Source organism: Bordetella sp. N (assembly GCF_001433395.1).
In the GTDB taxonomy this organism is placed as follows: Bacteria; Pseudomonadota; Gammaproteobacteria; order Burkholderiales; family Burkholderiaceae_B; genus Bordetella_C.
Map to the genome: position 1 here is coordinate 6,423,223 of NZ_CP013111.1, position 25,032 is coordinate 6,448,254.

A 25,032-nucleotide genomic window follows, 5' to 3' on the forward strand; every position below is an offset into this window, starting at 1 on the left:
GTTGAAGCCCGTATAGTCCGCGCGGGGGCAAGGACGTCCCGCAACGGCTCAGTGGCGCACCCCGCCACCAGGGCCGGCCAGGCGACCTCGCGCCGCCCCCGCGCCCATGCTTCTTCCGCCAGCGCCCGCCCTCTAAGCTCCGTCAGTCCATGTCCATCCAAAATTCCGACATCATGTATCGCCGCCTGATCGAAGGCGTCGTCGACTATGCCATCTACATGCTCGATCCCGAGGGCAATGTAATGAACTGGAACGCGGGGGCACAACGGGCCAAGGGCTACACACCGGCGGAAATCGTCGGCCGCAACTTCGCCTGTTTCTACACGCAGGCCGACCAGGACCGCGGCCTGCCCGCCAAGGGCCTGGGACGCGCCCGCGATGAAGGCCGCTTCGAAGCGGAAGGCTGGCGCGTGCGCAAGGACGGCAGCCTGTTCTGGGCCAACGTCGTGATCGATGCCATCCACGGCGACGAGGGCGAGCTGCTGGGCTACACCAAGATCACGCGCGATGTCACGGAGCGCCGCGAGCGCGACCGCCAGCTGGTGCAGGCCAAGGTGCTGGCCGAACACTACAGCGCGGAGATGCGTTCGCTGTCGACCTTCCTGGAAGCCGTCATCGCGCACATCCCTTCCACGGTGCTGGTGATGGATGCGCTGTCGCGCAACATCCTGCTGGCCAACCGCCAGGCCGAGACGCTGCTGGGTCACAGCCGGGCCGAGATGGAAGGCCGCACCGTGCAGGACTGCCTGCCGGCGAACATCGCCGCGACCGTCGAGCGGCTGACCGACGAGGCCTTGCGCACCGACGGCGTGAAGCGCGACGAAGAAGAGTGGCAGACCGCGCGCGGCAGCCGCATCCTGCGCCTCGACACCCTGGTCTTCCACGGCGTCGACCCGCGCTCGCGCTACGTGCTGCTGATCGCCAACGACGTCACCGACGAAAACGCCGCCCATGCCAAGGTGCGCTACATGGCGCACCACGACACCCTTACCGGCATGCCCAACCGGCGCCTGTTCCGCGAACAGTTGCTGAAGGCCTTGCCCACGCAGGGGCGCCATCGCAAGACGGCCGTCCTGTGCCTGGACCTGGACAACTTCAAGAGCGTGAACGACACGCTGGGCCATCTGATCGGCGACGAGTTGCTGCGCATGCTGGCCAAGCGCCTGCCCAAGGCCTTGCGTGAGCAGGACACGCTGGCCCGCCTGGGCGGCGACGAATTCGCCATCGTGCTGCCGGGCATCGAGCATGACGATGACGTGCGTGTGGTGGCCGAACGCCTGATCGACGTGGTGCGGCCGTCCTTTAACATCGAGGGCCATACCGTCAGCGTGGGTGTCAGTATCGGCATCGCGCTGGCCGGCCAGGAAGACATCTCCGCCGACCATCTGCAGCGCTTTGCCGACATGGCGCTGTACGAAGCCAAGCGCAACGGCCGCAATCAGCTGGCCTTCTTCCGCCCCGAGATGGAAGAAGCCGCCCGCAAGCGCCGCGAACTGGAAATGGACCTGCGCGAAGCCATCCTGACGCGCCAGCTGCAGCTGTATTACCAGCCCATCACCGACGCCAGCCATGTGAACATCACCGGGCGCGAGGCGCTGATGCGCTGGACCCATCCCGAGAAGGGCGTGATCATGCCCAACGAATTCATTCACATCGCGGAAGAAACGGGCCTGATCCACGAACTCGGCAGCTTCGCCCTGCATGAAGCCTGCCGCGAGGCGATCACCTGGCCCGCGCACGAAACCGTGGCCGTCAACCTGTCGCCCAGCCAGTTCACCAACGGTTCGCTGGTGTCCCTGGTGGCGTCGGCGCTGCAAGAGTCCGGCCTGCCCGCGCACCGCCTGGAAGTGGAGATCACCGAGTCCGTGCTGCTGGCGAATTCCGCCGTCAACATCGCCACGCTGAATACCCTGAAGAAAATGGGCGTGAAGGTGGCGCTCGACGATTTCGGCACGGGTTATTCGTCGCTGGGCTATCTACGCACGTTCGAGTTCGACAAGATCAAGATCGACAAGTCCTTCACCCAGGACATCGCCACCAATCGCGAAGCGCTGGCGATCATCCGCGCCATCAACGGTATCGGGCGCAGCCTCGACATTCCCACCACGGCGGAAGGCGTGGAAACCGACACGCAGCTTGAACGTTTGACCCAGGAAGGCTGCTCGCATTTCCAGGGCTATCTGCTGGGACGTCCCGTGGCGCATCAGCCGAGGGCGGAGCCGGCCGTCAAGCCGGCCGCAGCCGATGATCTGGATCTGGATCTCGATCTGGGATTGGCGGCGGCCCCGTAATCTTTTGTAGCCAGCCGGTGCCTGCGCGGTGGCGGGGATTTCGCTACAGTCAGTTTCCTTTTTCGCTTCCTAGGACTTTTCCATGCCCTCCGCAGCGTTATCTCCGCTGGCAATTGCACTGTTCCTGGTCCCCGCCGCGCCGCTCCTGGCGCAAACCGCGGCCGCTCCCATCGATCGCATCACGCTGTCTTCCGGCGGCGTGGCGCAGGTACACCGCCAGGTGCAGGTGGATGGAGACGGCGTCGTGCGCATCAGCGTGCCTGCCACGCAGATCGACGACGTCTTGAAGAGCCTGCTGGTGCGCGACCCCGGCGGCTCGCTGCAATCGGTGACCCTGGATGGCCCCGCGCCGGTGGACGAGGCGTTCGCGCAACTGCCTTTCGATGCGGGCCTGCTGGGCGCCTTGCCCGACCTGCTCAAGCAGATGCCCGGGACGCGCGTGCGCGTGACGTCGGGCGGCCGCACAATCGAAGGCGCGGTGCTCGGCACGCAAACCGTGGAAAGCAAGCAAGGCGACACGACGTTGCCGCAAAGCACGCTGTCGGTACTGACCACCGAGCGGCGTATCGACACCTTGCGCCTGGGCGCCGACACGTCGGTGGAAGTGCTGGACGACGGCATGCGCGAGCGCTTCGCCACGGCGGTGGCCGCCTTGGCGAGTGCCGGCGCCGACCGCTATCGCAATGTCGCCATCGCGGTGAAGGGCAGCGGCGCGCGCAAGCTGGGCCTGGAGTATGTCAGCGCGGCGCCGGTCTGGAAGCCGGCTTTCCGGCTGGTGCTCGACAAGGCCGGCAAGGCCCGCCTGCAAGGCTGGGCCGTCTTGGAAAACGCCACGGGCGAAGACTGGAACAACGTCGACCTGACCCTGACGTCCGGCGCGCCCGTGACGCTGTCGCAGAAACTCTATGACCGGTATTGGCGCGAACGGCCCGACCTGCCCGTGGTGGCGGGCGCGGCGGACCGGCCGCGCACGGACGAAGCCGCCGCGTTCGAGGCGGCGCCGCCCCCACCCCAGGCTTATGCCAAGGCCGACCAGCGCTTGCGGATGGCGCCGCGTCCTTCGGCGCCGATGGCCCCGGCAGCGCCCGCGCCGCTGGCCGAACCCAGCGGCGCCATGGCGCCGATCGCCGGCGCCAGCGAAGGGCCGGTCGCGCAGGAAAACCTGGTCAGCGTCAGCTTCCATTTGCCCCGTCCGGTGACCCTGCCGCGCGGCCAGACCCTGTCGCTGCCCTTCATCGATGCGGAAGTGCCGGCCGAACGCCTGGCCGTCTACCAGCCTGAAACGGGCAGCCGTTATCCGGTCTCGGCCGTGATGCTGAAGAACGCGTCGGGCGCCTCCCTGCCCACCGGCATCCTCACCGTCTACGATGCCGAAACCGGTTTCGTGGGCGATGCGCAACTGCCGACCCTGCCCGTGAACGAGCAGCGGCTGGCCAGCTTTGCCGCCGACCGCAAGGTGGAAATCTCGTCGGAGATGAAACCGGAGCAGCGCACGGTGAAGATCTCGGTCAGCCAGGGTGTGCTGCGCGCCGAAACGCTGGCGCGCCGGGTCACGACCTACACCATCAAGGGCGCGCCCGACGCGCCGCGCACGGTGATCATCGAGCATCCGCGCCTGCCGGGCTGGTCCACCAAGTCGGAGCAGCTGGATTCGACGACGCCGACGCATCAGCGCCTGCGCGCGCAGGTGGCGGCAGGGGCGACGGCCAAGGTGGAAGTGGTCGACGAGCGTCCGGGCACGGCCGTCTATGCCTTGGCGGATGCCAATGCGCAGGCCCTGCTGGCGTGGTCCAATGCACCCGCCGATCCGGCGCTGACGGCCAAGCTCAAGCAGTTGGCGCAAGCCCGCGCCAAGGTGGTGGAAGCCGAGCAGTCGCTGGGCGATGTGGACCAGAAGCTGACGGCGCAGGGTGAGAACCAGGCGCGCCTGCGCGAAAACCTGGGCGCGGTGCCGGCCGACAGTGCCCTGGGCAAGCGCTATCTGCAGATGATGACGGATTCCGAGAACACCATCGGCACCCTCACCACGCAGCGCGACAAGCTCAACGACGCCTTGCAGGCCTTGCGTAAGTCTTACGCTGACGACCTGGCCAAGCTGTAAAACCTGGCGCGGCTGTAAAGGAAAACGGGGGCATCGTCATGATGCCCCCGTTTGCATTGCATCGCGGCGCGCGTGTTCGAGTTCTGTTCTTGCCGTGCGCCGGCTTCGTCTCCTGCAACCGTTTTATTTCGCGGTATTGGGGCCTTGGTGTCCGCCCAGCTGCGACAGGCCGGCCGGCGGCGTGGCGCCACCGGAAGCCGCGGGGGCGGCGGTGTTATCGGATTTATTGCAAGCGGTCAGCGCCATCGCCATCAACGATGCAACCATCAGATGCTTGATCATAGGGGTCTCCTTGAGAACGCCGCGTGAACGCGGGTTGCAGCTCATCAAGCAAACCCTGTGCCGCCGCCTGACGAATGGCTGTCAGGATGCTGGCTTGGACAGCACCTTGTCGCCCCGCTTGATGGCGTTCTGCTCCAGGATCTTGTTGCGCGCTTCCTGCTCTTCCTGGTTCTTCTTGTCGCGCGCGGCGATGTCCACGCCCTGGGCTTTCAACTTCTCATTGTCGTAAGCCTCGTTGCGCGCCGCGACCTCGTCGGCGGCTTTCGCGTCTTCGAAGTCAAGATAGACGCTGTAGCTTGGCGAGCCGTCCGGCCAGTCAGAACCCGAGGTCCAAATGTGCAATTTGGCGCGCACACCGTCGCCTGACCACCGCCAAACCAAACCCATGGGGATCAATGCTTTCCAGTCCTCCGGGGGAATGACGTAGTCTGGATCGGGGCTGGCGGCGTCGCCATCGAGCTGGCCATCTTCACCCAATATCGACGACCGTCCCGTCAAGCGGGCAGGGTCACCGGCATAGTCGCGGCGCCAGCGGCCCTGTTTGAATTGGGCAATGACCTTGGTGGCAAAGGCCTGCGCTTCGGCATGGGACTTGAACCTGGCGCGCGGCTGCAGGTCGACCGTATCCACCAGCAGCTGCTCCGACCGGTTGCGGTCTGCATACAGGGTGAACGCGAACAGATTGTCGACCCGGATCTCATAGCCCGGCCGCGTGTAGATCGCGGTCACCACCGGCGGGATGTCGTTGACGCTGTACGAGATAGTGCCGTTCACGTCCCGATTCTGGAAGGCCGGCACGCCGGATTGCTTCGCGGTCTCGACGATGTTCTTGCCGAGGTCGAATCGGATTTCAGACATGGCTTCGCCTTTGGCTGTGGAATAAGTGAAAGAGGTAATGCCGGATACGGCCGCGAGTCCCAGGACCAGCGTGCCGCCGCGAAGGAACGCACGTCTACGCATTCTCGCCCCGCTTGCGGATCTTCAACAGCTCGCCTTCCATATACGCGCGCTGGTTTTTCATCAGGCGATCGAAGTCCCTGGCGATCTGGCCGACGTACTCCATGCGGTCGTCCGGGTTGGGCAGGCTTTTGCGGGCGCCGAAGAACTGCTTCCAGACGCTGGAAGGCGGGTCGAAGACCGTTTGCAGGTTTTTGTCCTTGGTATCCGCCTCGGCGCTGTAGATGACCCGGTACTTGGTGGTCATGAAGCCATTGCTCATGCGGGCGAACTGATGGTTCATGTCCATCGTCTCCGCGAGCTTCTTGTCATCGTAGATCAGTGGTTGCAGGATGTTCAGCTGTTCCTGCTTGGCGATAACGGTCAGTTCCTGCAATTGCCTGGCCGCCTTGGCCGCCGGGCTTGTCACGCGCGATTCCGCGATCAGCAATTGGTAGGTTTGCTGGATCTCAGGCGTAGTCGGGAACTTGGCAATTTTCTCCAGCCGCGCCAGCGCCGCGCCGTCCTGGGCGACCCGCGTGAGCTCCTTGCGCTCTTCCTCCATCACGTAGAACGCTTCGTTGAAGGTTTTCCAGAGCGGGCTCACCGGCAGGTGGTAGCCGTTGTCGTAGCTCGCGATGTTGGCCTTGACATAGCGGTGCGCCTGCGAGGCCGCGGCCGTGTGCGCGCCGTAGCCACCGTCCATTCCGCCCCACGCGGGCGGCGTTTCGAAGTACTGGGCGGCGCGCTTGTAGACGGGATCAGCGGCCTGGCGGGCTTGCTGGCGCGCGATCCACGGACGGCCGAACGGCAGTTGTTCGACCGCGGCGCGCGACTGCTGTTGATACTCCGTGGCGTCGCGCTTGGTGACGTGGTCGTTCAAGCGCGCCGTGTTGAGCGTGCCATCGTTGTTGATGCCGAAGCGCAAGAAGAAATACAGCCACGGGTAGATGTCCATGTACAGCCACAGATTGCCCTTGGCCAGTGCGATGTACACGCGCATGGCGTGCGCGTAGGGCGAGGAGCTGGACATCCACTCCGACACCAGGGAAGGAACCATGGACGTGCGGCCGGCGTTGCTCCACCCGCCATTCAGCACGTCATCGCGATCGAAGCGATAGGCTTCCACGATGTCCTTGACCACGAAGGCGGCCAGCGCGGGCCAGTAGAACTGCACGGTCCCTTTGGACTTGGCGGCGCTGTCGAAATACAGGCCGGCGTAGCGTGCGGCGATGCGGCGGGCGCGGCGCTCGGCATCCTGGACAAGGCGATAGCATTTGTCCTGGGCGTGCTGTTCGCTGACGCCGATCAACGCCTCTTCCTGTGCGTATGACCAGACCAGCGCGGGCGCTATGTTGTGATCGTGCTGCGCGTCGATCTTGGGCTGGGTGCTGCAGGTGCCCAATACTTCGATTTCGCGTCCGTCTTGCGCGGTGTCCTTGGCCATGGGGGTATCCGTCAACCTGGAAGGGCGCCGCGGCCAGCAAAGGGCGGGCGCGGCGGCGCGGCGGGCGCTGCCGCGTGGCCGCCGAGGTGCCCGGGGATGTTATCTGAGCGGCGGATAGGGGGACAATCTTCGGAGGGCCGGAAAGCCCTGCAATTCGTTACGGGATTTGTCCTTCCCTAAGTGCCTGCACGCGGAATGCGCGCGATGATGGAGATTCTTGTAACGAATTGCTGGGGGATGCCGTCAGCGGGCGATCGCCAGATTCGCTGCCACGGCCTCCACCAGGCCGCTCCAGTCACAGGGGCGCGCCTGCCGATACAGCCGCAGGCTCGGATACCAGGGACTGTCGGCGCGATTCAGCATCCAGCGCCAATCCGGCGCATGAGGCAGCAGCACCGATGCCGGGATGCCCATGGCGCCCGCCAGATGGGCCACGGACGTGTCGACGCACACCACGTGGTGCAGGCCGGCCATGACGGCCGCGGTCTCGGCATAGTCGGTGAGCAAGCCGCCGACGTCCAGCAGCGGCGCGCGGGCGCGATAGTGCTGCACCTGATCGCGCGCGCCGCCTACCTGCAAGCTGACCAGCGTCGTATCTGGCAGGGCGGCCAGCGGCGCCAGTTGCGCCAAGGTCAGCGATCGGCGCGCGTCGTTGTCGTGCTCCGGCCGACCCGCCCAGACCACGCCGATGCGGCGCCGCGGCGCGGCCGGCATGGCCTGGTCCAGCCGCTCGCGCCACCAGGCGGCGCGTCCGGCGTCGGCCTGGATGTAGGGGATGCGCAGCGGAATGGGCCCCGCGCCCGCGCCGAAGATACGCGGCAGGCTGGACAGCGGGATATGGCAGTCGGCATGGCCCGCGTCCTGCCAGTGCGAGAAATAGCGGGGCCTGGACGATTGTTGCCGGACCAGGGGCAGCACCGGCGGGCTGGCCGCGATGACCAGGTTGGGGCAGTGCGGAAGCAGATGCTCGATATAGCGGCAGAACTGGATGACGTCGCCATAGCCCTGGTCGCAGATCACCAGCAGCGTGCGATCCGGCAAGGGATGGCCGTCCCAGACCGGCAGCGTGTGCGGCGGCGGCAGCAGCGGCTTGACGTGCGGCATCGCATAGCGCCACTCGTACTCCTGCCAGCCTTCCGGGAATTGCGTGGTCGTCAGCAGGGCTTCCGCCAATTCGAAATGGGCCTGGGCGAATCGGGGCTGCAGGGCAATGGCCTGGCGCAGGTGCGCGATCGCCTCGTTCATGCGCAGGACTTCGGCGTAGGCCATGCCCAGGTGGTAGTGATGGCCCGCTTCCCGTGGTCCCAATTCAATGGAAAGACGTCCCTGGACGACGGCTTCATCCATGCGGCCGGCGCGGCGCAGCAGTTCACACAGATTGCTGCGCGCGACGCTGTCGCGCGGATGCAGGGCCACCGCGCGTTCGGCGTAAGGCATGGACTCGGCAGCCAGGCCACAGTGGGCGAAGGCCGCCACCAGGTCGTTGCAGGTCGCGGCATCGGTGGGCGCGGTCGTGGCGAACGCGTGCAGGATAGGACCGGCGGCCTTGGGATCGCCGGCGTCCACGCAGGCCTGCGCGGCGCGCCAGGCCTCGGCGGCGGTGGCCGGGAGGGCGCGCGGGCGAACCGGAGCAGGGGCGGGCGGAGGCGTCGTCATTGCCGCGCGATGGTACCATCCGCAACCGGGGATGCGCCTCGTCGCGATGGCGCAAGTATCGTCAAGCCGATGCGGAGATGACTGGGGATGCTGCCGGTTAAAGTGCTGCTGTGCGCAGGCGTGGGCCTGGCCTGCGCGTCCGCGGCTACCGCTGGCGCAGCCGCGGACGTAGCCGCGGCTTATGCCCCCGAACCCGCATTGCCCGCGGTCATCGTGACCGGCGATATGCCGGACGCCGGCAGGCAGGCCTCTCGCAGGCCGGACCCCGCTTCCCTGCACCTCGCTGCTCCCGTCGACAATGGCGCATTGGGCCGGCGCGCTGCCATGGACACACCCTTTTCCAGCACGGTGGTGACCGCCGCCGACCTGCGCGAACGCCAGGCGCGCAAGCTGGGCGACGTGTTCGCGCTGGACGCGTCCGTCACCGACAACGGCGCTGCCTACGGCGTGTGGGGCAGCTACCTGACCGTCCGTGGGCTGCCGCTGGATTGGCAGAACGCTTATCGCATCGACGGCAATCCCTTCATCAGCTATTTCACCGTGCTGCCGTACGAACAGTTCGAGCGGATCGATCTGCTCAAAGGCGCCACGGGTTTCATGTACGGCATCGGCTCGCCCGGTGGCGCGCTCAACTATGTCACCAGGAAGCCGGCGGACGAACCGGTGCGTGGCATCGACATCGGCTACCGGTCAAAGGGGCTGTTGCAGCAGCATGTGGATGTGGGTGATCGGCTCGGCGGCAGCGGCGCGTTCGGCTACCGCCTGAATGCCACGCATGAGGGCGGCAACACCTACAACGACGGGCGTTTGAATCGCAACTCGCTGTCCCTGGCGCTGGACGCGCGCCTGTCGGACCGTCTGACGTGGGACTTCCAGACCCTGCAGCAGGACCGCGACGCGCATGACCAGGAACCTTCCCTCTACACCGGCGCGTATACGGACCACCGGCTGCCTCGGCCGCTGCGCAACGATGACCAGTCCTTGAATTCCAAAGGGCAGTACGCCGATACCCGCTTCCGCTATTACGCCACCGGATTGAAGTACGCATTGAATCCGGACTGGACTTTCAGCACCCGGTACAGCCATGCGGAGACGCGCTGGCGCAGCAATCAATCGATTCTGGCGCTGGCGGACCGGGCCGGTGACTATCTCGATTTTCCTTCGGACCAGAGCCAGGCTTATTCCTATGAGCAATGGCGCGCCATGGCCGAGGGGACGGTGCGCACGGGGCCGGTCCGGCATCGGGTGGTGCTTGGGGCGGCCTGGTCGAAGCAGAAGAACGACTACAGCGTCAACGGTACGTACTTCGCGGGGGAGGGCGGCAATCTGTATGAGCAGAATCGCAACGTCTACTACAGCGACGGCAGCCTGGATCTGTATCGCGCGGCGGAGATCACGCAGAAGTCGGTCTTCGCCAGCGACACCATGGACCTGGGCGGGCCGTGGTCGGTGCTCGCCGGGGTGCGCTATATCGACTACGACCAACGGGGGTTCTTGCCGACAGGCGCGCAGATGTCCAGTTACGGGCGCCGGGGCGTGCCGGCGCCTGTCTTTGCGCTGATGTACCGGTTCTCGCCGCGCACCATGACCTACGCCAGCTATGTGGAAGCGCTGCAGCCTGGTGACATGGTGGGCGTGCTTTATAGCAACTACGGCACCTTGCTGGATCCCGTCAAGAGTCGGCAGTACGAGGTTGGCATCAAGACCCGGCAGGACGATTGGACCGCCACGGCGGCCGTCTTCCGCATCGACAAGGAAGCCGAGTACATCGATGGTGTGAATGCCATGGTGCGTGATGGGCAGGCGCGGTACCAAGGGGTTGAGCTGGCCGCGTCGACGCGGCTGGGCCGGGATTGGACGGTGGGCGGCAGCCTGATGGCGCTGGACGCCGAGTACCGCCAGGGCACGGCTTACGACGGCAAGCGCGTGACGGGCGCGCCCCGGTGGAGCGCTGCGGCACAGGTGGCCTATGCCGTACCGGGTGTCGCCGGATTAAGCTTCCGCGGGGTGGCCAGGTACACGGGCTCGACCATGCTGAACGCGTCGAATGAGTTGCCGGTGGACGGCTATGTGCTGTTCAACGTCGGCGCGACTTACGAGATGCGCGTGAACGGCTACGAGACTACCTTCCGGGCCGGCATCGACAACGTCGCCAACAAGCGCTATTGGATGTACCAGGCGTCGAACTACGTCAAAGCGGGCGACCCCCGCACCTTCACTTTGACCGCCAGCGTCAAGTTCTGAGTGTTTCCCGCCCCAGCGGCGGCCGCTCCCACGCCCCGTCGGGGTCACGCCCGCATCGATCCGCGCGCCCTGGCGGGGCCGCGCCCGCGCCGGCCCGCGCGTCCTGGCGTGGCAGCGCCCGCGGCGCGCGCGCTGCGGCGCCGCGCTTTCTCGCGCAAAAGTGGCGCGCCGCCGGCGCGCCACTCCCCCGTCGGCAGGACGCCACACTTTGATCCCTCCACGAATCTTTCATTTTTCTTTAAGAACACAAATAAGTATTATTCGCAACGGAGATTGATTCTCATACAAAAATCACGAATCTGGGAGGATTCAAGTTGGCTCGCCTAGTCCGATCACACGCCCACCCCCAGGCCCCGCGGCCTTTTTTTTCGCCTCGCCCCTTGCTGGCGGCCATCCTGGGCCTGACGTGTGCCCCCGCCATCGTCCACGCGCAGGCCACGCCTGCTTCGTCATCCACGCCGGCGGCCACGACCGCAGCCACGACCACCACGACTGCCACCACGACCGCGGCCACGCCCACCGAGACAGCCACGCTGCCTACGGTGGCCATCACCGGCACCGCCCTGGACACCAGCGTCGTGAATGTCGACGCCCCGGTCAATAACGGCGCCCTGGGCCAACGCAGCGTTCTCGAAACGCCGTTCTCCAGCACGGTGGTCACCGCCCGCGACATGAGCGACCGCCAGATCAACAAACTGGGCGACATCTTCGCGCTGGACGCTTCGGTGACGGACAACAGCGCCGCCTACGGCGCCTGGACCAGCTATCTGTCCGTGCGGGGACTGCCACTGGATTGGCAGAACTCCTACCGCATCGATGGCAACCCCTTCCTCAGCTACGTCACCCTGCTGCCCGCCGAACACTTCGAACAGATCGACCTGCTCAAAGGCGCCACCGCCTTCATGTACGGCTTCGGATCGCCCGGCGGCCTGATCAACTACGTCACCAAGAAGCCCACCGACGAGCCCTTGCGCAGCATCGACGTCGGCTATCAGTCCAAGGGCCTGCTGCGCGAGCACGTGGACCTGGGCGGCCGCATCGGCGACAGCGGCGCCATCGGCTATCGCCTTAACGCCACCCACGAAGCCGGCAACACGTACAACGACGGCCGCTTGAACCGCAACTCCCTGTCGCTGGCGCTGGACGCGCGCCTGACCGAACGCCTGACCTGGGACTTCCAGACCCTGGTGCAGAACCGCGACGTGCGCGATCAGGAACCCACCATCTATGCCGGGCAATTGAGCGGCAACCGCCTGCCGCGCGCCGTGCGCAACGATGACCAGACCTTGAACTCGAAAGGCCAGTACGCCGACAACGAGTTCCGCTATTACTCCACCGGCTTGAAGTACGCGCTGAATTCGGACTGGACCTTCAGCACCAACTACAGCTACAGCTCGACCCGCACGCGGCGTAATGAATCGGTGCTGTTCCTGCAGAACCAGGCCGGCGACTACGATAACTATCTGTCGGACTACGGCGAAGCCTATTCCTACAACCAGTGGCAGGGCATGGTGCAGGGCCGCGTGCACACCGGCCCCGTCAATCACCAGCTGGTGCTGGGCGCGTCGTGGTCCAAGCAGAAGAACGACTACAGCGTCGATGGCGTGTATTTCCCGGCGGGCACCGGCAACCTGTTCCGCCAGAACACCAACGCCTATTACAGCGATGGCGGCCTGGATCTCTATCGCGCCGCCGAGATCACCCAGAAGTCGCTGTTCGCCAGCGATACCATGGACCTGGGCGGCCCCTGGTCGCTGCTGGCCGGGGTGCGCTACACCGACTACAGCCAGCGCGGTTTCTCCACCACCGGCGCGGAGACCTCCAGCTACGCCAAGAACGGCGTGCCCGCGCCGACCTTCGCGCTGATGTACAAGTTCTCGCCGCGCACCATGGCCTACGCCAGCTATATGGAGGCGCTGGAGCCGGGCTCGTCGGTGGGCATCACGTACGCCAACTATGGCGCGATGCTGAACCCGCTCAAGAGCAAGCAGTACGAATTGGGCATCAAGACCGGCCAGGAAGACTGGGCCGCCACGGCCGCCGTGTTCCGCATCGAAAAGAAATCCGAATACACCAACGCCAACAACGAGCTGGTGCAGAACGGTGAGTCGCTGTACCAAGGCGTGGAACTGGCCGCGTCCAGACGCCTGGGCCGCGACTGGACCCTGGGCGGCAGCCTCATGTTCCTCGACACGGAGTACCGCAAGGGTTCGGACTATGTCGGTAATCGTGTGGCCGGCGCGCCGCGCTGGACCGCCGCCGCGCAAATCGCTTACGCTGTGCCGGCCCTACCCGGGCTGAAGCTGCGCGCAGACGCCAAGTACACGGGTGCCGCGATGCTGGGCGCGTCGAATGACGTGAAGGTGGGGGACTACACCATCTTCAATCTGGGCGCGACCTACGACACGCGCATCTACGGCTACGACACCACCTTCCGGGCAGGGATCAACAACCTCACCAACAAGCGCTATTGGCTGTATCAGTCGGCGGACTACGTCAAAGCGGGCGATCCGCGCACGTTCAGCCTGAGCGCCAGCCTGAAGTTCTAAGGCGCGCATCGAACCGGGACCATGGACCATCACGACGACACCTACACGCGCCTGCGCCCCCGCCTGCAAGGCATCGCCTACCGCATGCTGGGCAGCCTGGCGGAGGCGGAGGACGTGGTGCAGGATGCCTGGTTGCGTTGGCATGCGGCGGATGTCGCGTCTTTGGACAATGCCGAAGCCTGGCTGGTGACCGTGACCACCCGCCTGGCCATCGACCGTTTACGCGTGGCCAGGCAGCAGCGCGAACATTACCCCGGATTCTGGCTGCCGGAGCCCTTACTGACCGACCCCGCGCCCACGCCGGAAGAACTGCACGCCCTGTCCGATGACCTGTCGGTGGCCTTCCTCAATGTGCTGGAGCGCCTGTCGCCGGAAGCCCGCGCGGCCTTTCTGCTGCATGACGTCTTCGACGCCGATTACGCCGAAGTGGCCCGCATCCTGGACAAGACGGAGGAGGCCTGTCGGCAGATGGTGGCGCGCGCGCGAGTGCAGGTGCGCGAAGGAAGGACGCGCTACACGGTCACGCGCGAGGCGCACCAGCGGGTGATCAGCGGCTTTGCCCACGCCATGCGGCATGGCGACCTGGCCGGGCTGGCGGCCTTGCTGGCCGAGGACGCGCGCCTGGTCGGCGATGGCGGCGGCAAGGTGCCCAGTTTTCCCAAACCGCTGGTGGGCGGCGACCGCATCGCGCAGCTGTTCTATGCGGCCTACCGTCGGCTGGGGCCGGCCGGCCTGCGGGTGGAAACCGTCATGTTGAATGGCCGGCTGGCGTTGTTGCGTTTCATGGAAGGGCAGCTGGAGTCGGCCCAGTCTTTCGAAACCGACGGCAATCGCATCGTCGCCATGCAGGTGCAAAGAAACCCGGACAAGCTGGCGCGCCTGCTGAACGCGCTGGCCGCGTCAGGTGAAGTGTTTCAATAAGAAACATTTCTATCAGGCGGCGGATGTCACAGCCGGGGGCCGGCGTCCGTCTTACGGACATGGAAAAGACCACGCAAGCCCTCGCCATGCCGATGTCGACCCGGTCCAGTCGCGCGGACGACCCGCCCGCCGCCTCCGGGGCGGTCATCCAGCCAGACCCTCTAGCCGCGACTTTCGCCACCTCCTACGCTGGCGTGATCGCCTTCCTGGCCGTCGCCGACGCGGGCAGCTTCGCCAAGGCCGGCGACCGCCTGGGTATCGGCCGCTCGGCGGTCAGCCGCGCCGTGCAGAAGCTGGAAGCGCAGCTCGACGCCCGCCTGTTCCTGCGCACGACCCGCAGCACTGCGCTGACGCCGGAGGGCGAACGCTTCCACGCCAACTGCCGCCCCGGCGTCGAGCGCATCATGCAGGCGCTGAGGGATATGCGTGATCTGCGCGAAGGGCCCCCGCGGGGACATCTGAATATCGCTTCCGCGGTGGGTTTCGGCCGTCGCGTGGTTGCGCCACTGATCGCGGCTTTCCAGGACGCCTATCCCGCCATCACGGTAGACCTGGCCCTGGACGATGGCGCGGCCGATTTCTCCACCGACCGTATCGACATCGCTTTCCGCGACGGCCGGCTGGAAGACAGCCAGGTCATCGCGCGCCAGCTTGTCCCCATGCAGCTGCTGCTGTGTGCCGCCCCTGCCTACCTGCAGGCGCACGGGCTGCCCGCGACGGTGGACGACCTGGACCGTCACCGCTGCATCAATTTGCGGCCGGCATCGGGCCGCGCCCAGGACTGGGAATTCAAGGTCGAGGGCCGCGGCCGCAACTATGCGCCGCGGCCCGTCTGCACCTTCAACGACGTGGACCTGTTGCGCCAGGCCGTGCTCGATGGCCGCGGCGTGGCCCAGATGGCCCGCTACCAGGTGTGCGACGACCTGCGCGCCGGCCGCCTGGTCAGCGTGCTGGCGCGGCATATGCCCGAAGACCGCGGGCATTTTCTCTGCTACCCCAGCCGCAAGCACCTGCCGGCGCGGATGCGCGTCTTCATCGATTTCATGACGCAGCGCATCCCCAGGCTGGATCTTTTCCGTCCGTAAGGATGAGCATGATCGTGAGGTGCCGGCGGCCTTGCCAACGACTCTGGTCGCGGACAGGGCCGGCGTTCAGCTCAGATTGGCCTTGTCCAGGCCGAACACCTTGTCGGCCGATCCGGGCAGCGCCTGGAAGCCCACGCCCAGGCGATTCCAGGCGTTGATGGTGGCGATGACCCAGGTCAGCTCGGTCAGTTCCTTTTCGTCGAACTGGGCGCGCGCTTCTTCATACAGCGCGTCCGCGACGGGATGGCCGTCCAGGCGGGTCAGGGCCTCGGTCCAGGCCAGCGCGGCGCGTTCGCGGGCATCGAACAAGGGCGACTCACGCCACACGGGCAGGTGATACAGGCGAAGCTCCCGCTCCCCATGGATCTTGGCCTCTTTACTATGCATGTCCAGGCAGAAGGCGCAGCCATTCAACTGGGAAGCGCGGATCTGCACCAGGTCGTGCAAGGTCTTGCCCAGGCTCGAATCCGCCAACTGCGTGCTGAATTGGGCGAACTTCTTGAACAACTCCGGGGCTTGCTGGGGATAGTTCAGGCGTTGCGTCATGACGATGTCCTTGATGGAGGGGCGGGCCGCGGCCGATGCTGCCCGAGGGCGCGGCGCATGAGGCGCGTCGCACGAACAGGATCGTAGGATGCGGCACGTCATTGCGGAAGCCCGTTGGCGGGACGCAGCCTGTTGCCCAAGACGCAACAATGGACCGCCACGATCTCGCGCATCGTGGTTGGCGGCTAAAACTACTGAAGAGCACGAGGAAGATTGAAGGTTCTGTACCCGCCTCTGTGGCACTTTCAATTTTTGGTTTCAGTTACAGCCGTTGGGGTCCGGTAAGGACAGGTATATATAATCAGATGCAACTCAATGCCTCATTCCCTGATGACGACTGACCTGCAATCTTGCGATCAAGAACCCATCCGCATTCCAGGCCATATCCAGCCCCAGGGGTTTCTCCTTTCGATTGATAGAAAAAGCACCGAACTGTTGCGTATCAGCGCAAACATCGGTGAATTTGTCGACGTTGATCCCCTGGCTTCGCTTGGAAAAACCCTGGAAGCCGCCGGACTCCTGACACCCGCCTTATTGAAGGAGGTGCTGTCACGCGAGCCGAAAGCGCAGATGCCGCGCACGCACGGCATCACCCAATTCAAGTCAGGCAGCTTTCTTGTCATCTCCCATCTGTCGGGCGACGAACGGGTCATCGAATTCGAATTCGTCGACCCCGCCTTCGAGGGATCGCTGGATCTGCTCTATCCCGACATGCGGGCGGCCGTCGAGACGCTGCAGGGCGATCGCAGCCCCGCCGCGCTGTACCAGGACGCCGCGCGCATCATCCGTGAGTTGACCGGTTTTGACCGCGTGCTGGTGTATGCCTTCGACGAGCAGTGGAGCGGCACGGTGGTCGGCGAGGATCGCAACGATCGCCTGCCTTCGTATTTCGACTTGCGCTTCCCGGCCAGCGACATTCCCGCGCAGGCCCGCGAGCTGTATCGCCTGAACCGCCTGCGCCTGATCTCGAATGCCGACTACGTGCCGGTGCCGATCCTGGAACGCAAGGACGCCGGCCTGGCGCCGCTGGACATGTCGAATGCCGTATTGCGCAGCGTGTCGCCCGTGCATCTGGAATACATGCGCAATATGGGTACGCCATCGTCTTTCTCGGTGTCCATCGTGGTGGGTGGCCAGCTCTGGGGCCTGGTATCCGCGCACCATGCGTCGCCGCGCACCGTGCCGCACCACGTGCGGGCCGCGTGCGACTTTCTCACCCAGATCATGGCCATGCAGATCGAGGGCCAGACGCGCAGCTCGCATGCGGCCGAACGGGTCGAGCGGCAAAGCTTGCAGTCGCGTCTGCTGGCCTATATGGCGCGCGAAGATAATTTCGTTCAAGGCCTGGTTCGGCATCCGGAGGATTTCCTGCCGCTGGTGGATGCGTATGGCGCGGCGGTCATGCTCAAGGGCGTTTGCCATAGCGTCGGCGACGCACCGGACGAAGCGGGAGTGACGGCGATCGTCGAGTGGCTGGACCAGCACCACGGCGACAAAGATATCTACAGCACCGATTGCCTGTCCGAAGCCATGCCGGACAGCGTGAGCGTTAAACACGATGGCGAGGCCGCCGCCGGTCTGCTGGCCATCCAGATTTCGCAGATCCATCGCAGCTATGTGCTCTGGTTCCGGCCGGAGCTGGTGCGAACCGTTCGTTGGGGCGGCGATCCGAACCAGGCCAAGCGCACGGGCGCCGGTCGCCTGCACCCGCGCCTGTCCTTCGAAAGCTGGCAGGAGACCGTGCGCCAGCGCTCGGCGCCGTGGACCGAGCCGCAGCTGGATACGGCGGCCTTGCTGCGTAACGCCATCATCGGCATCGTCATGCGCAAGGCCGAAGAACTGGCCGACATCACCGATGAACTGAAACGCAGCAATCGCGAACTCGAGGCCTTTTCGTATTCGGTGTCGCATGATCTGCGTGCACCGTTCCGCCACATCGTGGGTTACGCCGAACTGTTGAAGGACGAGCTGCAGACGGGCGCGGACGGCACCAAAGGACGTGCCGCCGAAGGGGCCGCCAGCCGTCCGCTGCGCTACATCGATACCATCATCGAAAGCGCCCATACGGCCGGCAAACTGGTCGACGGCTTGCTGAGTTTTTCGCAGGCCGGCCGCATGAGCCTGGCCCGCGAAACCGTCGACGTGGATCGTATGGTGGACATGTGCCGGCACCTGCTGCAGCCTGAGTTGCGCGGACGGCGCGTGGAGTTCGATATTGCTCCCCTGGGGCAGGTCAGCGCCGATCCCACGATGCTGCGGCAGGTCTTCCAGAACCTCCTGAGCAATGCGATCAAGTACACAAACGGCCGCGAGGTGGCTAAGATCAAGGTCAGCGCCGACCGCACGCCGGCCGCCACCGTTTTCATGGTCGAGGACAATGGCGTCGGTTTCGACATGGCCTACGTGGGCAAGCTTTTCGGGGTGTTCCAAAGGCTGCATCGCATGGAAGATTTCGAGGGTACGGGCATAGGCCTGGCAAATGTGCGCCGCATCGCCGAACGCCACGGTGGATCCGCCTGGGCTGAAGGCGTCGTCGATCAGGGCGCCAAGTTTTATTTTTCCATTCCTAACAGAGAGACCGCCGAAGATGTCGGTGCTTAAAAATATCCTCCTGGTCGAGGACAATCCCAAGGACCTGGAGCTGACGCTCGTTGCGCTGGAGCGCAGCCGCCTTGCCAATGAAGTGGTGACCGCGCGCGACGGCATCGAAGCGCTGGACTGGCTGCTGCGGCGCGGCGTGCACGCGGACCGGCCGGCTATCGATCCCGCTGTGGTGCTGCTGGACCTCAAGCTGCCGAAGATGGACGGCCTGGAAGTGCTGGCGACGATCAAGAGCGACCCTGCCGTCAAGCACGTGCCCGTGGTAATGCTCACCGCGTCGCGCGAAGAGTCCGACCTGGTGCGCAGCTACGATCTTGGTGTCAACGCCTTCGTGGTCAAGCCGGTGGACTTCCAGGAGTTCTTCGAAGCGATCCGCGGACTGGGCATGTTCTGGGCCATCCTGAATGAACCCTCGCCAGGCCAGCTGCGGGTCGGCCCCATGAAGGTGACCTCCGCGTGAATAACGGCGCCGACGCGATCGACATCCTGCTGCTCGAGGATAATGACCTGGATGCGGAGCTGCTGCGCCGCCGCCTTGAACGCGCGCGTCTGGATTGCCGCATCGATCGCGTATGGAGCGAGGCGGATTTCCGCGATGCCCTGCGCGACAAAGCCTACGACGTCATCCTTGCTGACTATGTGTTGCCGGGTTTCGATGGCATGAGCGCGCTGGCCATCGCGCGTGAATTGAGTCCGGAGACGCCCTTCATCTTCGTGTCCGGCACCTTGGGTGAAGACGTCGCCATCGAATCGCTCACGCATGGGGCGACCGACTACGTCGTCAAGCACAGGCAGGAGCGGCTGCCGTCGGCGATCGAGCGTGCCATGGCTGAGCGGGAACAGCGCCAGGCGCGGCGCCGCGCGGAGCAGAGCCTGGTGCAGATGAACGCCGAGCTGGAAGCGATGGTGCGTTCGCGCACGGAAGAGCGCGATCTGGTCTGGCGGATTTCCCACGACCTGGTGGCCATCTGCGATATGGATGGCTACATCCGCAACAGTAATCCTGCCTGGCAGGACATGCTGGGATGGTCCGCCGATGAATTGCTGGACCGCCGCCTGGGGTCGCTGGTGGCGACGAACAGCCAGGACCGCGCGGCCGAGGCGCGCGCCGTTCTGCGCGACTATTCCTATGTGCAGGACGTCGATCTGGAGATGATCGGCGCCGAGGGCAAGATCGGCCGCATGGTCAGCTGGACCTTCGTGCGGACCGAGGACGGCCGGATATTCGGCACCGGGCGCGACATCACCCAGCGCCTGGAGCTGGAAGCACAATTGCGCCAGGCGCAGAAGGTCGAGTCCATCGGACAACTGACCGGCGGCGTGGCCCATGACTTCAACAACGTGCTGATGATCGTGCAGGGCAATCTGCAAACCTTGCAACGCGCCTGGGGCGACGATGTGTCGGAACGCGAACAGCGCTGGCTGGACAACGCGCTCAAGGGTGTCGAGCGCGGCGCCAAGCTGACCAAGGGCCTGCTGGCTTACTCGCGCAAGCAGCCGCTGGCCCCGCAAGCCGTCGATGCCAACGAGACCACCACGCGCCTGGTCGGCCTGTTGACGCAGACCCTGGGCGCGCACATCGAATTGCGCACCGAGCTGGCGGACGAAGTATGGCCGGCCTACGTCGATCCGAACCAGCTGGAAAACGCCTTGATCAACCTGGCCATCAATGCCCGCGATGCCATGGGGCCATCGGGCGGCGGCCGCTTGATCATCACCACCGCGAACCGCAGTTTGGACGAGGCGTACTGCCGCCAGAATCCAGGGAAGACGCCCGGCGATTATGTCGAGGTCGTCGTCGCGGATAGCGGACCGGGCATGCCGCCCGAAGTGCTGGAGAAGGCTTTCGACCCGTTCTTCACGACGAAGAAGGAAGGTCATGGCACCGGGCTGGGCTTGAGCCAGGTCTATGGCTTCGTCAAGCAGAGCGGCGGCCATGTGAAGCTGGCGTCGCGGCCGGGGCAGGGCACCACGGTGCTTTTGCTGCTGCCACGCGATACGCGCGGCGCGGACGCTCGTGCCGCGATGGTGACGGATGTCAGCGGCATCGATTACCGGTCGCCGGGCGGCGAAACCGTGCTGGTGCTGGAAGACGATGCCGAAGTGCGCAGCATTTCCACGGAAACGCTGCGCGAGCTGGGTTATCTGGTATTGGAGGCGGGTGACGGGCCATCGGCCTTGCGTCTGGTCGACGAGAATCCGGCCATCGACCTGGTGTTCTCCGACGTTGGACTGCCCGGGGGCATGAACGGCCGCGAAGTGGCCGAGCAGGTCCATGTGAAGCGGCCGAACCTGCCCGTGATCTTCACGTCGGCCTACGCGTCGCAGGCGCTGGTCAGCGATGGTGCGCTGATGCCTGGCGTGGCCTTGCTGGAAAAGCCCTTCACCACGCAACAGCTCGCCGCCCGCGTGCGCCGCACCCTGGACCGGGCGCGCGGCTGAGACCGGTCCAGGCGACGCGTCTTATTTGTAGTCGTTGAGCATGTCCGGCGGGATCGGCACGTGCAGGAATTTTTCCACCATCGCGTTCAGCTCACCGCTTTTCTTGGCGGAGGTCAGCACGTCGTTGACGGCGGCCAGCAGTTTCGGTTCGTCCTTGTTCAGGCCGACGCGGCACGACGACACGTGGATCACGTACTTGGCTTCGGGCTTGTTGGGCGAGCCGGCCGGCAGCGTGTCGGCCATGCCGCTGGCGACGAAATCACCCGTGCCTATCAGCGGCACCTGGCCTGACAGATATGCGGAGATCATGCCGTTGTTGTCGTCATAGCGCTTGATGACCGTGGACTGCGGGACGGTTTTCGTCAGCAGCAGATCCTCGAAGGTGCCGCGTGCCACGCCTATGGTCTTGCCGGCCAGGTCTTCGGGCTTGGAGACTTTCTCGGTGACGCGGCCGAATACGCTGTTGTTGAAGGGCGCGTAGATCTGCGAGAAGGCGATGACCTTCTCCCGCTCTTCGCTCTTGCCCAGCGTGGAGATGACCAGGTCCACCTTGTTCGTCTGCAGATAGGGAATGCGATTGGCGCTGACCACCGGCACCAGTTCCACCTTCACGCCCAGCTTGGCGGCGATCAGCTTGGATACTTCGATGTCTAAACCCTTCAACTGCATGGATGCGTCGACCGAGCCGAAGGGCGGGAAGTCTTGCGGTACGGCGACGCGCAAGGTGCCGCGGTGCTTGATGTCGTCGAGGGCATCGGCGTGCGCCGGTGCCAGATGGGCGGCCAGGCCCAGGAGCAGCGCGCAGGCGCTGGCCATGGTTTTCAAAGATTTCATCGGGTCCCTTGGAATCGTTTGGCTATTTTGGAAGCAAGAAAATGCTTCAGTAGGACGATAACTTTTGTGCGATGCGGCATAAAGGTTTTCAGCGCGTATACGGGGCTTTTCAGGGAATGTCCTTAGTTAAAGGCGCCTGTCAGGAAATGCCTGGTTTCGCTTGTTTCCTGCGTGCGACCGCCTTTGCTTGCGTGTTAATGCCGCCGTCAGGAAAAACCCTTACCTTCGATTCGGTATATCCGGCCAGCGCGCTTCGCCTGAGAAAAAAATGACGGCCCTGCCGCGTTGCCTCGCCGCCGGATGCCGTCATTAGGATCGACCTTCATGCAGCCTTCTTCCACGCAGCCCGAGCGTCAGGCGACGCACGGTTCGCCTCTTGCGCTCATGCGAACCGTATTGCGCGTGACCGCCGGGAATTTTCTCGAACAGTTCGACTTCTTTCTTTTCGGCTTCTACGCCACGCAGATCTCAGCGGTGTTCTTCCCTTCATCCAGCGACTTCGCGGCGCTGATGAAGACCTTTGCCGTATTCGGCGCCGGCTTCCTGATGCGGCCTTTGGGCGCGGTGTTCCTGGGCACCTACATCGATAAGGTGGGACGCCGCAAAGGGTTGATCGTGACCTTGCTGCTGATGGCCAGCGGCACCGTGCTGATTGCCTTCGTGCCTGGCTATAACAGCATCGGCATGCTGGCGCCCGCGCTGGTGTTGATCGGCCGTCTGCTGCAAGGCTTTTCGGCCGGCGCGGAGCTGGGGGGCGTGTCGGTTTATCTGTCGGAGATGGCGACGCCCGGGCGCAAGGGATTTTTCTCGGCTTGGCAATCGGGCAGCCAGCAGGTATCCATCATCGTCGCGGCCGCGCTGGGTTATGGCCTGGACCAATGGATGGACAAGGACACGATCGCGGCCTGGGGCTGGCGTATTCCGTTCTTCGTCGGCTGTATGATCATCCCGGTGATTTTCGTGCTGCGGCGCAGCTTGCAGGAAACCGAGGCTTTCAAGAAGCAGCAGCATCGTCCGAGTCTGGGTGAGTCGTGGGCCGCGCTGTTGCGCAACTGGGGGCTGATGCTGGCGGGCGCCTTGATGGTGGCGCTGACCACCTGCACGTTCTATCTGATCACCGTCTACGCGCCCACCTTCGGCAAGTCCGTGCTGCATCTGAGCACGGAGGACAGCCTGACGGTGACGTTCTTCGTGGGTATCTCCAATTTCATCTGGCTGCCGATCGGCGGCGCGATATCGGACAAGGTTGGCCGCAAGGCGCTGCTGTTGACCATCGCCGTGGTGGCCATCCTCACCGCGTATCCGGCCTTGGCGTATCTGGCGCAGGCGCCGTCTTTCCACAAGATGCTGGCCGTGCTGCTGTGGTTGTCCTTCATCTTCGGCATGTATAACGGCGCGATGATTCCCGCGCTGACCGAGATCATGCCCGCGTCGGTACGGGTGGCGGGTTTCTCGCTGGCCTACAGCCTGGCCACGGCGATCTTCGGCGGCTTCACGCCGGAGATATCCACGTACCTGATCCACGTCACCGGCGACCGCGCCGCCCCTGGCTACTGGATGACCTTCGCCGCCGTCTGCGCCCTGATCGCCACCTTGGCGGTGTATCGTAAGGGCGCCCAGGCCCAGACCCCCCAAGCCATCCCGGCCCGGCCCTGAGGCACCAACAAAGAGGAGACGTATCCATGAAGCTTTACCCCCGCCTGTCGCCGGCCAAACTCACCGGCCTCCTGGCCGCGACCCTGGTCGCGACGGCATTCACGTCGTCCGCCCTGGCCGCGGAAGTCAGCGTCGTCACGTCCGGTGGTTTCACCGCCGCCTACAAAGCCCTGGGCCCGCAGTGGGCCAAGACCAGCGGCAACACCCTGAAGACGCAACTCGGCCCCTCCATGGGCAAGTCCGACGAAGCCATTCCCAATCGTCTGGCGCGCGGGGAAAAGATCGATGTCGTCATCATGGTGGGCTACGCCCTGGACGACCTGATCAAGCAAGGCAAGGTCATCCCGGCATCGCGCGTGGAACTGGCCGATTCACCGATCGGCATGGTGGTCAAAAAAGGTCAGCCCAAGCCCAACATCGCCACCATGGACGCGTTCAAGAAGACCCTGCTGGCCGCGCAGTCGGTGGCGTATTCGGACAGCGCCAGCGGCGTGTACATCGAAACCGAGATGTACAAGAAAATGGGCATCGAAGACCAGATGAAGCCCAAGTCCACGCGCGTGCAAAAGACGCCCGTGGGCGAGACCGTTGCCGAAGGCAAATACCAGCTCGGCTTCCAGCAGGTGGCTGAGCTGTTGCCGATCAAGGGCGTGACCTTCGTCGGCAAGATTCCGAACGAAGCCCAATCCGTCACGCGCTTCGCCGCCGGCATTCCGGTCGATGCGCCGCATCCGAAGGAAGCGGCCGCGCTGCTGAAGTATCTGGCGTCCAGCGCCGTGCAGCCGACCGTGCGCAAGACGGGCCTGGAAACGGTCAAGAAGCCTGCGGCGACGACGGCGGCCAAGTCGGCCAACAAGCCGGTCACTACGCCTGCCACCGCGCCGGCCGCTAACGCCGCGCAATAAACCCTCGTTGCTCATCCGTTCCCGCGCATCGCGTGCGGGGACGGATGTCTGTCCGTTATCATCGTCGGCTTATGGACATGATGACCATTCCCTTGCGCCAGGAATGCCCGCCGGGCGCCTGTGATTGCCGCCGCGAAATCCTGTTGGAGGATCTCGCGGGCGATCGCCGTGTGCTGATGTTGAACAAGCAGGAAGAGAAGCGCCTGCTGGACCGCATCGAGGCCATTAGCAGCCTGGCCGATCTGCGCCACATGGAAAAGAAGCTGTTCCAGTTGCTTGGCATCACGCTGCGCATCGATCCCGGGCCCAATGAGGTGCGCACCGTGCGCGGCTTCATCATCAAGGTGGACGAGCAGGTGGGCTTGTGCCGCCAGATCCGCTCCTCCATCCCGGCCGCCGTGCGGCGCTGCCTGGAACGCAATCCCGAGATTTCCTTCGCGCTGTTGAACGAGCGCGATCTCTTCAGCGGGCTGTAGTTTGTGTCAGCCGTGCTGGCACACGTGCTGCCACGTAGCCGGCCACATAGCGGCCACATA

At 64.8% G+C, this 25,032-nt stretch carries 18 protein-coding genes; 12 read left to right on the forward strand and 6 right to left on the reverse strand.

What is annotated here, in order from left to right; translation table 11 throughout:
* Nucleotides 1-149 precede the first annotated feature (149 nt).
* The gene (locus tag ASB57_RS27765; RefSeq protein WP_057655090.1) at nt 150-2,291 is read left to right on the forward strand and encodes an EAL domain-containing protein; all 2,142 of its coding nucleotides are present in this window, start codon (nt 150-152) and stop codon (nt 2,289-2,291) included.
* Nucleotides 2,292-2,373: 82 nt separating this feature from the next.
* Nucleotides 2,374-4,392, forward strand: a complete 2,019-nt coding sequence (locus ASB57_RS27770; RefSeq protein ID WP_057655093.1) for a DUF4139 domain-containing protein — start codon at nt 2,374-2,376, stop codon at nt 4,390-4,392.
* A gap of 123 nt (nt 4,393-4,515) precedes the next feature.
* Here the strand turns inward: ASB57_RS27770 and ASB57_RS31235 are convergent, their stop codons facing one another.
* The 4 genes from ASB57_RS31235 to ASB57_RS27785 form a co-directional block, all read right to left on the reverse strand.
* Complete coding sequence (locus ASB57_RS31235; protein WP_156414289.1) at nt 4,516-4,674, reverse strand: hypothetical protein; 159 nt, start codon at nt 4,672-4,674, stop codon at nt 4,516-4,518.
* Nucleotides 4,675-4,755: 81 nt separating this feature from the next.
* Nucleotides 4,756-5,532, reverse strand: coding sequence for a hypothetical protein (locus tag ASB57_RS27775; RefSeq protein WP_156414290.1), 777 nt, complete (start codon nt 5,530-5,532; stop codon nt 4,756-4,758).
* Nucleotides 5,533-5,626: 94 nt separating this feature from the next.
* A complete protein-coding gene (locus tag ASB57_RS27780) occupies nt 5,627-7,057 on the reverse strand; it encodes a hypothetical protein (protein ID WP_057655097.1) in 1,431 nt (476 codons plus the stop codon).
* A gap of 243 nt (nt 7,058-7,300) precedes the next feature.
* Nucleotides 7,301-8,713 (reverse strand): glycosyltransferase family 9 protein, encoded by a 1,413-nt coding sequence (locus ASB57_RS27785; protein WP_057655099.1) that lies wholly within the window; start codon nt 8,711-8,713, stop codon nt 7,301-7,303.
* 87 nt (nt 8,714-8,800) lie between these two features.
* On the opposite strand from ASB57_RS27785, the gene ASB57_RS27790 reads away from it, so the two are divergent.
* From ASB57_RS27790 to ASB57_RS27805, 4 genes are all read left to right on the forward strand, one after another.
* Nucleotides 8,801-10,957 carry a TonB-dependent siderophore receptor gene (locus tag ASB57_RS27790; RefSeq protein WP_057655101.1) on the forward strand — a complete coding sequence of 719 codons (2,157 nt, stop codon included), beginning with the start codon at nt 8,801-8,803 and terminating at the stop codon, nt 10,955-10,957.
* A 380-nt stretch (nt 10,958-11,337) separates the two neighbouring features.
* Nucleotides 11,338-13,506 (forward strand): TonB-dependent siderophore receptor, encoded by a 2,169-nt coding sequence (locus tag ASB57_RS27795; RefSeq protein ID WP_369822765.1) that lies wholly within the window; start codon nt 11,338-11,340, stop codon nt 13,504-13,506.
* Between the two features lie 21 nt (nt 13,507-13,527).
* Nucleotides 13,528-14,427: an RNA polymerase sigma-70 factor gene (locus ASB57_RS27800; RefSeq protein WP_057655102.1), complete on the forward strand. Its 900-nt coding sequence runs from the start codon at nt 13,528-13,530 to the stop codon at nt 14,425-14,427.
* Between the two features lie 59 nt (nt 14,428-14,486).
* A complete protein-coding gene (locus tag ASB57_RS27805; RefSeq protein WP_231755272.1) occupies nt 14,487-15,512 on the forward strand; it encodes a LysR family transcriptional regulator in 1,026 nt (341 codons plus the stop codon).
* 66 nt (nt 15,513-15,578) lie between these two features.
* Here ASB57_RS27805 and ASB57_RS27810 read toward each other — a convergent pair whose 3' ends face one another.
* A complete protein-coding gene (locus tag ASB57_RS27810; RefSeq protein WP_057655104.1) occupies nt 15,579-16,058 on the reverse strand; it encodes a carboxymuconolactone decarboxylase family protein in 480 nt (159 codons plus the stop codon).
* Between the two features lie 330 nt (nt 16,059-16,388).
* Here ASB57_RS27810 and ASB57_RS27815 point away from each other — a divergent pair, with 330 nt between their 5' ends.
* Genes ASB57_RS27815 through ASB57_RS27825 form a run of 3 tightly spaced genes read left to right on the forward strand, consistent with a single transcriptional unit; the run spans nt 16,389 to nt 21,101 of the window.
* On the forward strand, nt 16,389-18,659 hold the full coding sequence (locus ASB57_RS27815) for an ATP-binding protein (RefSeq protein ID WP_057656501.1): 2,271 nt from the start codon (nt 16,389-16,391) through the stop codon (nt 18,657-18,659).
* Nucleotides 18,652-19,119, forward strand: coding sequence for a response regulator (locus tag ASB57_RS27820; protein WP_197424857.1), 468 nt, complete (start codon nt 18,652-18,654; stop codon nt 19,117-19,119). Before ASB57_RS27815 ends, ASB57_RS27820 begins: the two co-directional genes overlap by 8 nt.
* Nucleotides 19,116-21,101: a PAS domain-containing sensor histidine kinase gene (locus ASB57_RS27825; protein WP_057655108.1), complete on the forward strand. Its 1,986-nt coding sequence runs from the start codon at nt 19,116-19,118 to the stop codon at nt 21,099-21,101. Before ASB57_RS27820 ends, ASB57_RS27825 begins: the two co-directional genes overlap by 4 nt.
* Nucleotides 21,102-21,122: 21 nt before the next feature.
* On the opposite strand, the gene ASB57_RS27830 is transcribed toward ASB57_RS27825, so the two are convergent.
* Nucleotides 21,123-21,935: a transporter substrate-binding domain-containing protein gene (locus ASB57_RS27830; protein ID WP_057655110.1), complete on the reverse strand. Its 813-nt coding sequence runs from the start codon at nt 21,933-21,935 to the stop codon at nt 21,123-21,125.
* 384 nt (nt 21,936-22,319) lie between these two features.
* On the opposite strand from ASB57_RS27830, the gene ASB57_RS27835 reads away from it, so the two are divergent.
* The 3 genes from ASB57_RS27835 (at nt 22,320) to ASB57_RS27845 (ending at nt 24,972) form a co-directional block, all read left to right on the forward strand.
* Nucleotides 22,320-23,591 (forward strand): MFS transporter, encoded by a 1,272-nt coding sequence (locus ASB57_RS27835; protein ID WP_156414460.1) that lies wholly within the window; start codon nt 22,320-22,322, stop codon nt 23,589-23,591.
* A gap of 26 nt (nt 23,592-23,617) precedes the next feature.
* Entirely contained in the window at nt 23,618-24,496 is an 879-nt protein-coding gene (locus ASB57_RS27840) for a substrate-binding domain-containing protein (protein WP_082621885.1), read from the forward strand.
* A gap of 77 nt (nt 24,497-24,573) precedes the next feature.
* Nucleotides 24,574-24,972, forward strand: a complete 399-nt coding sequence (locus ASB57_RS27845) for a hypothetical protein (protein ID WP_369822766.1) — start codon at nt 24,574-24,576, stop codon at nt 24,970-24,972.
* The last annotated feature ends 60 nt before the right edge of the window (nt 24,973-25,032 follow it).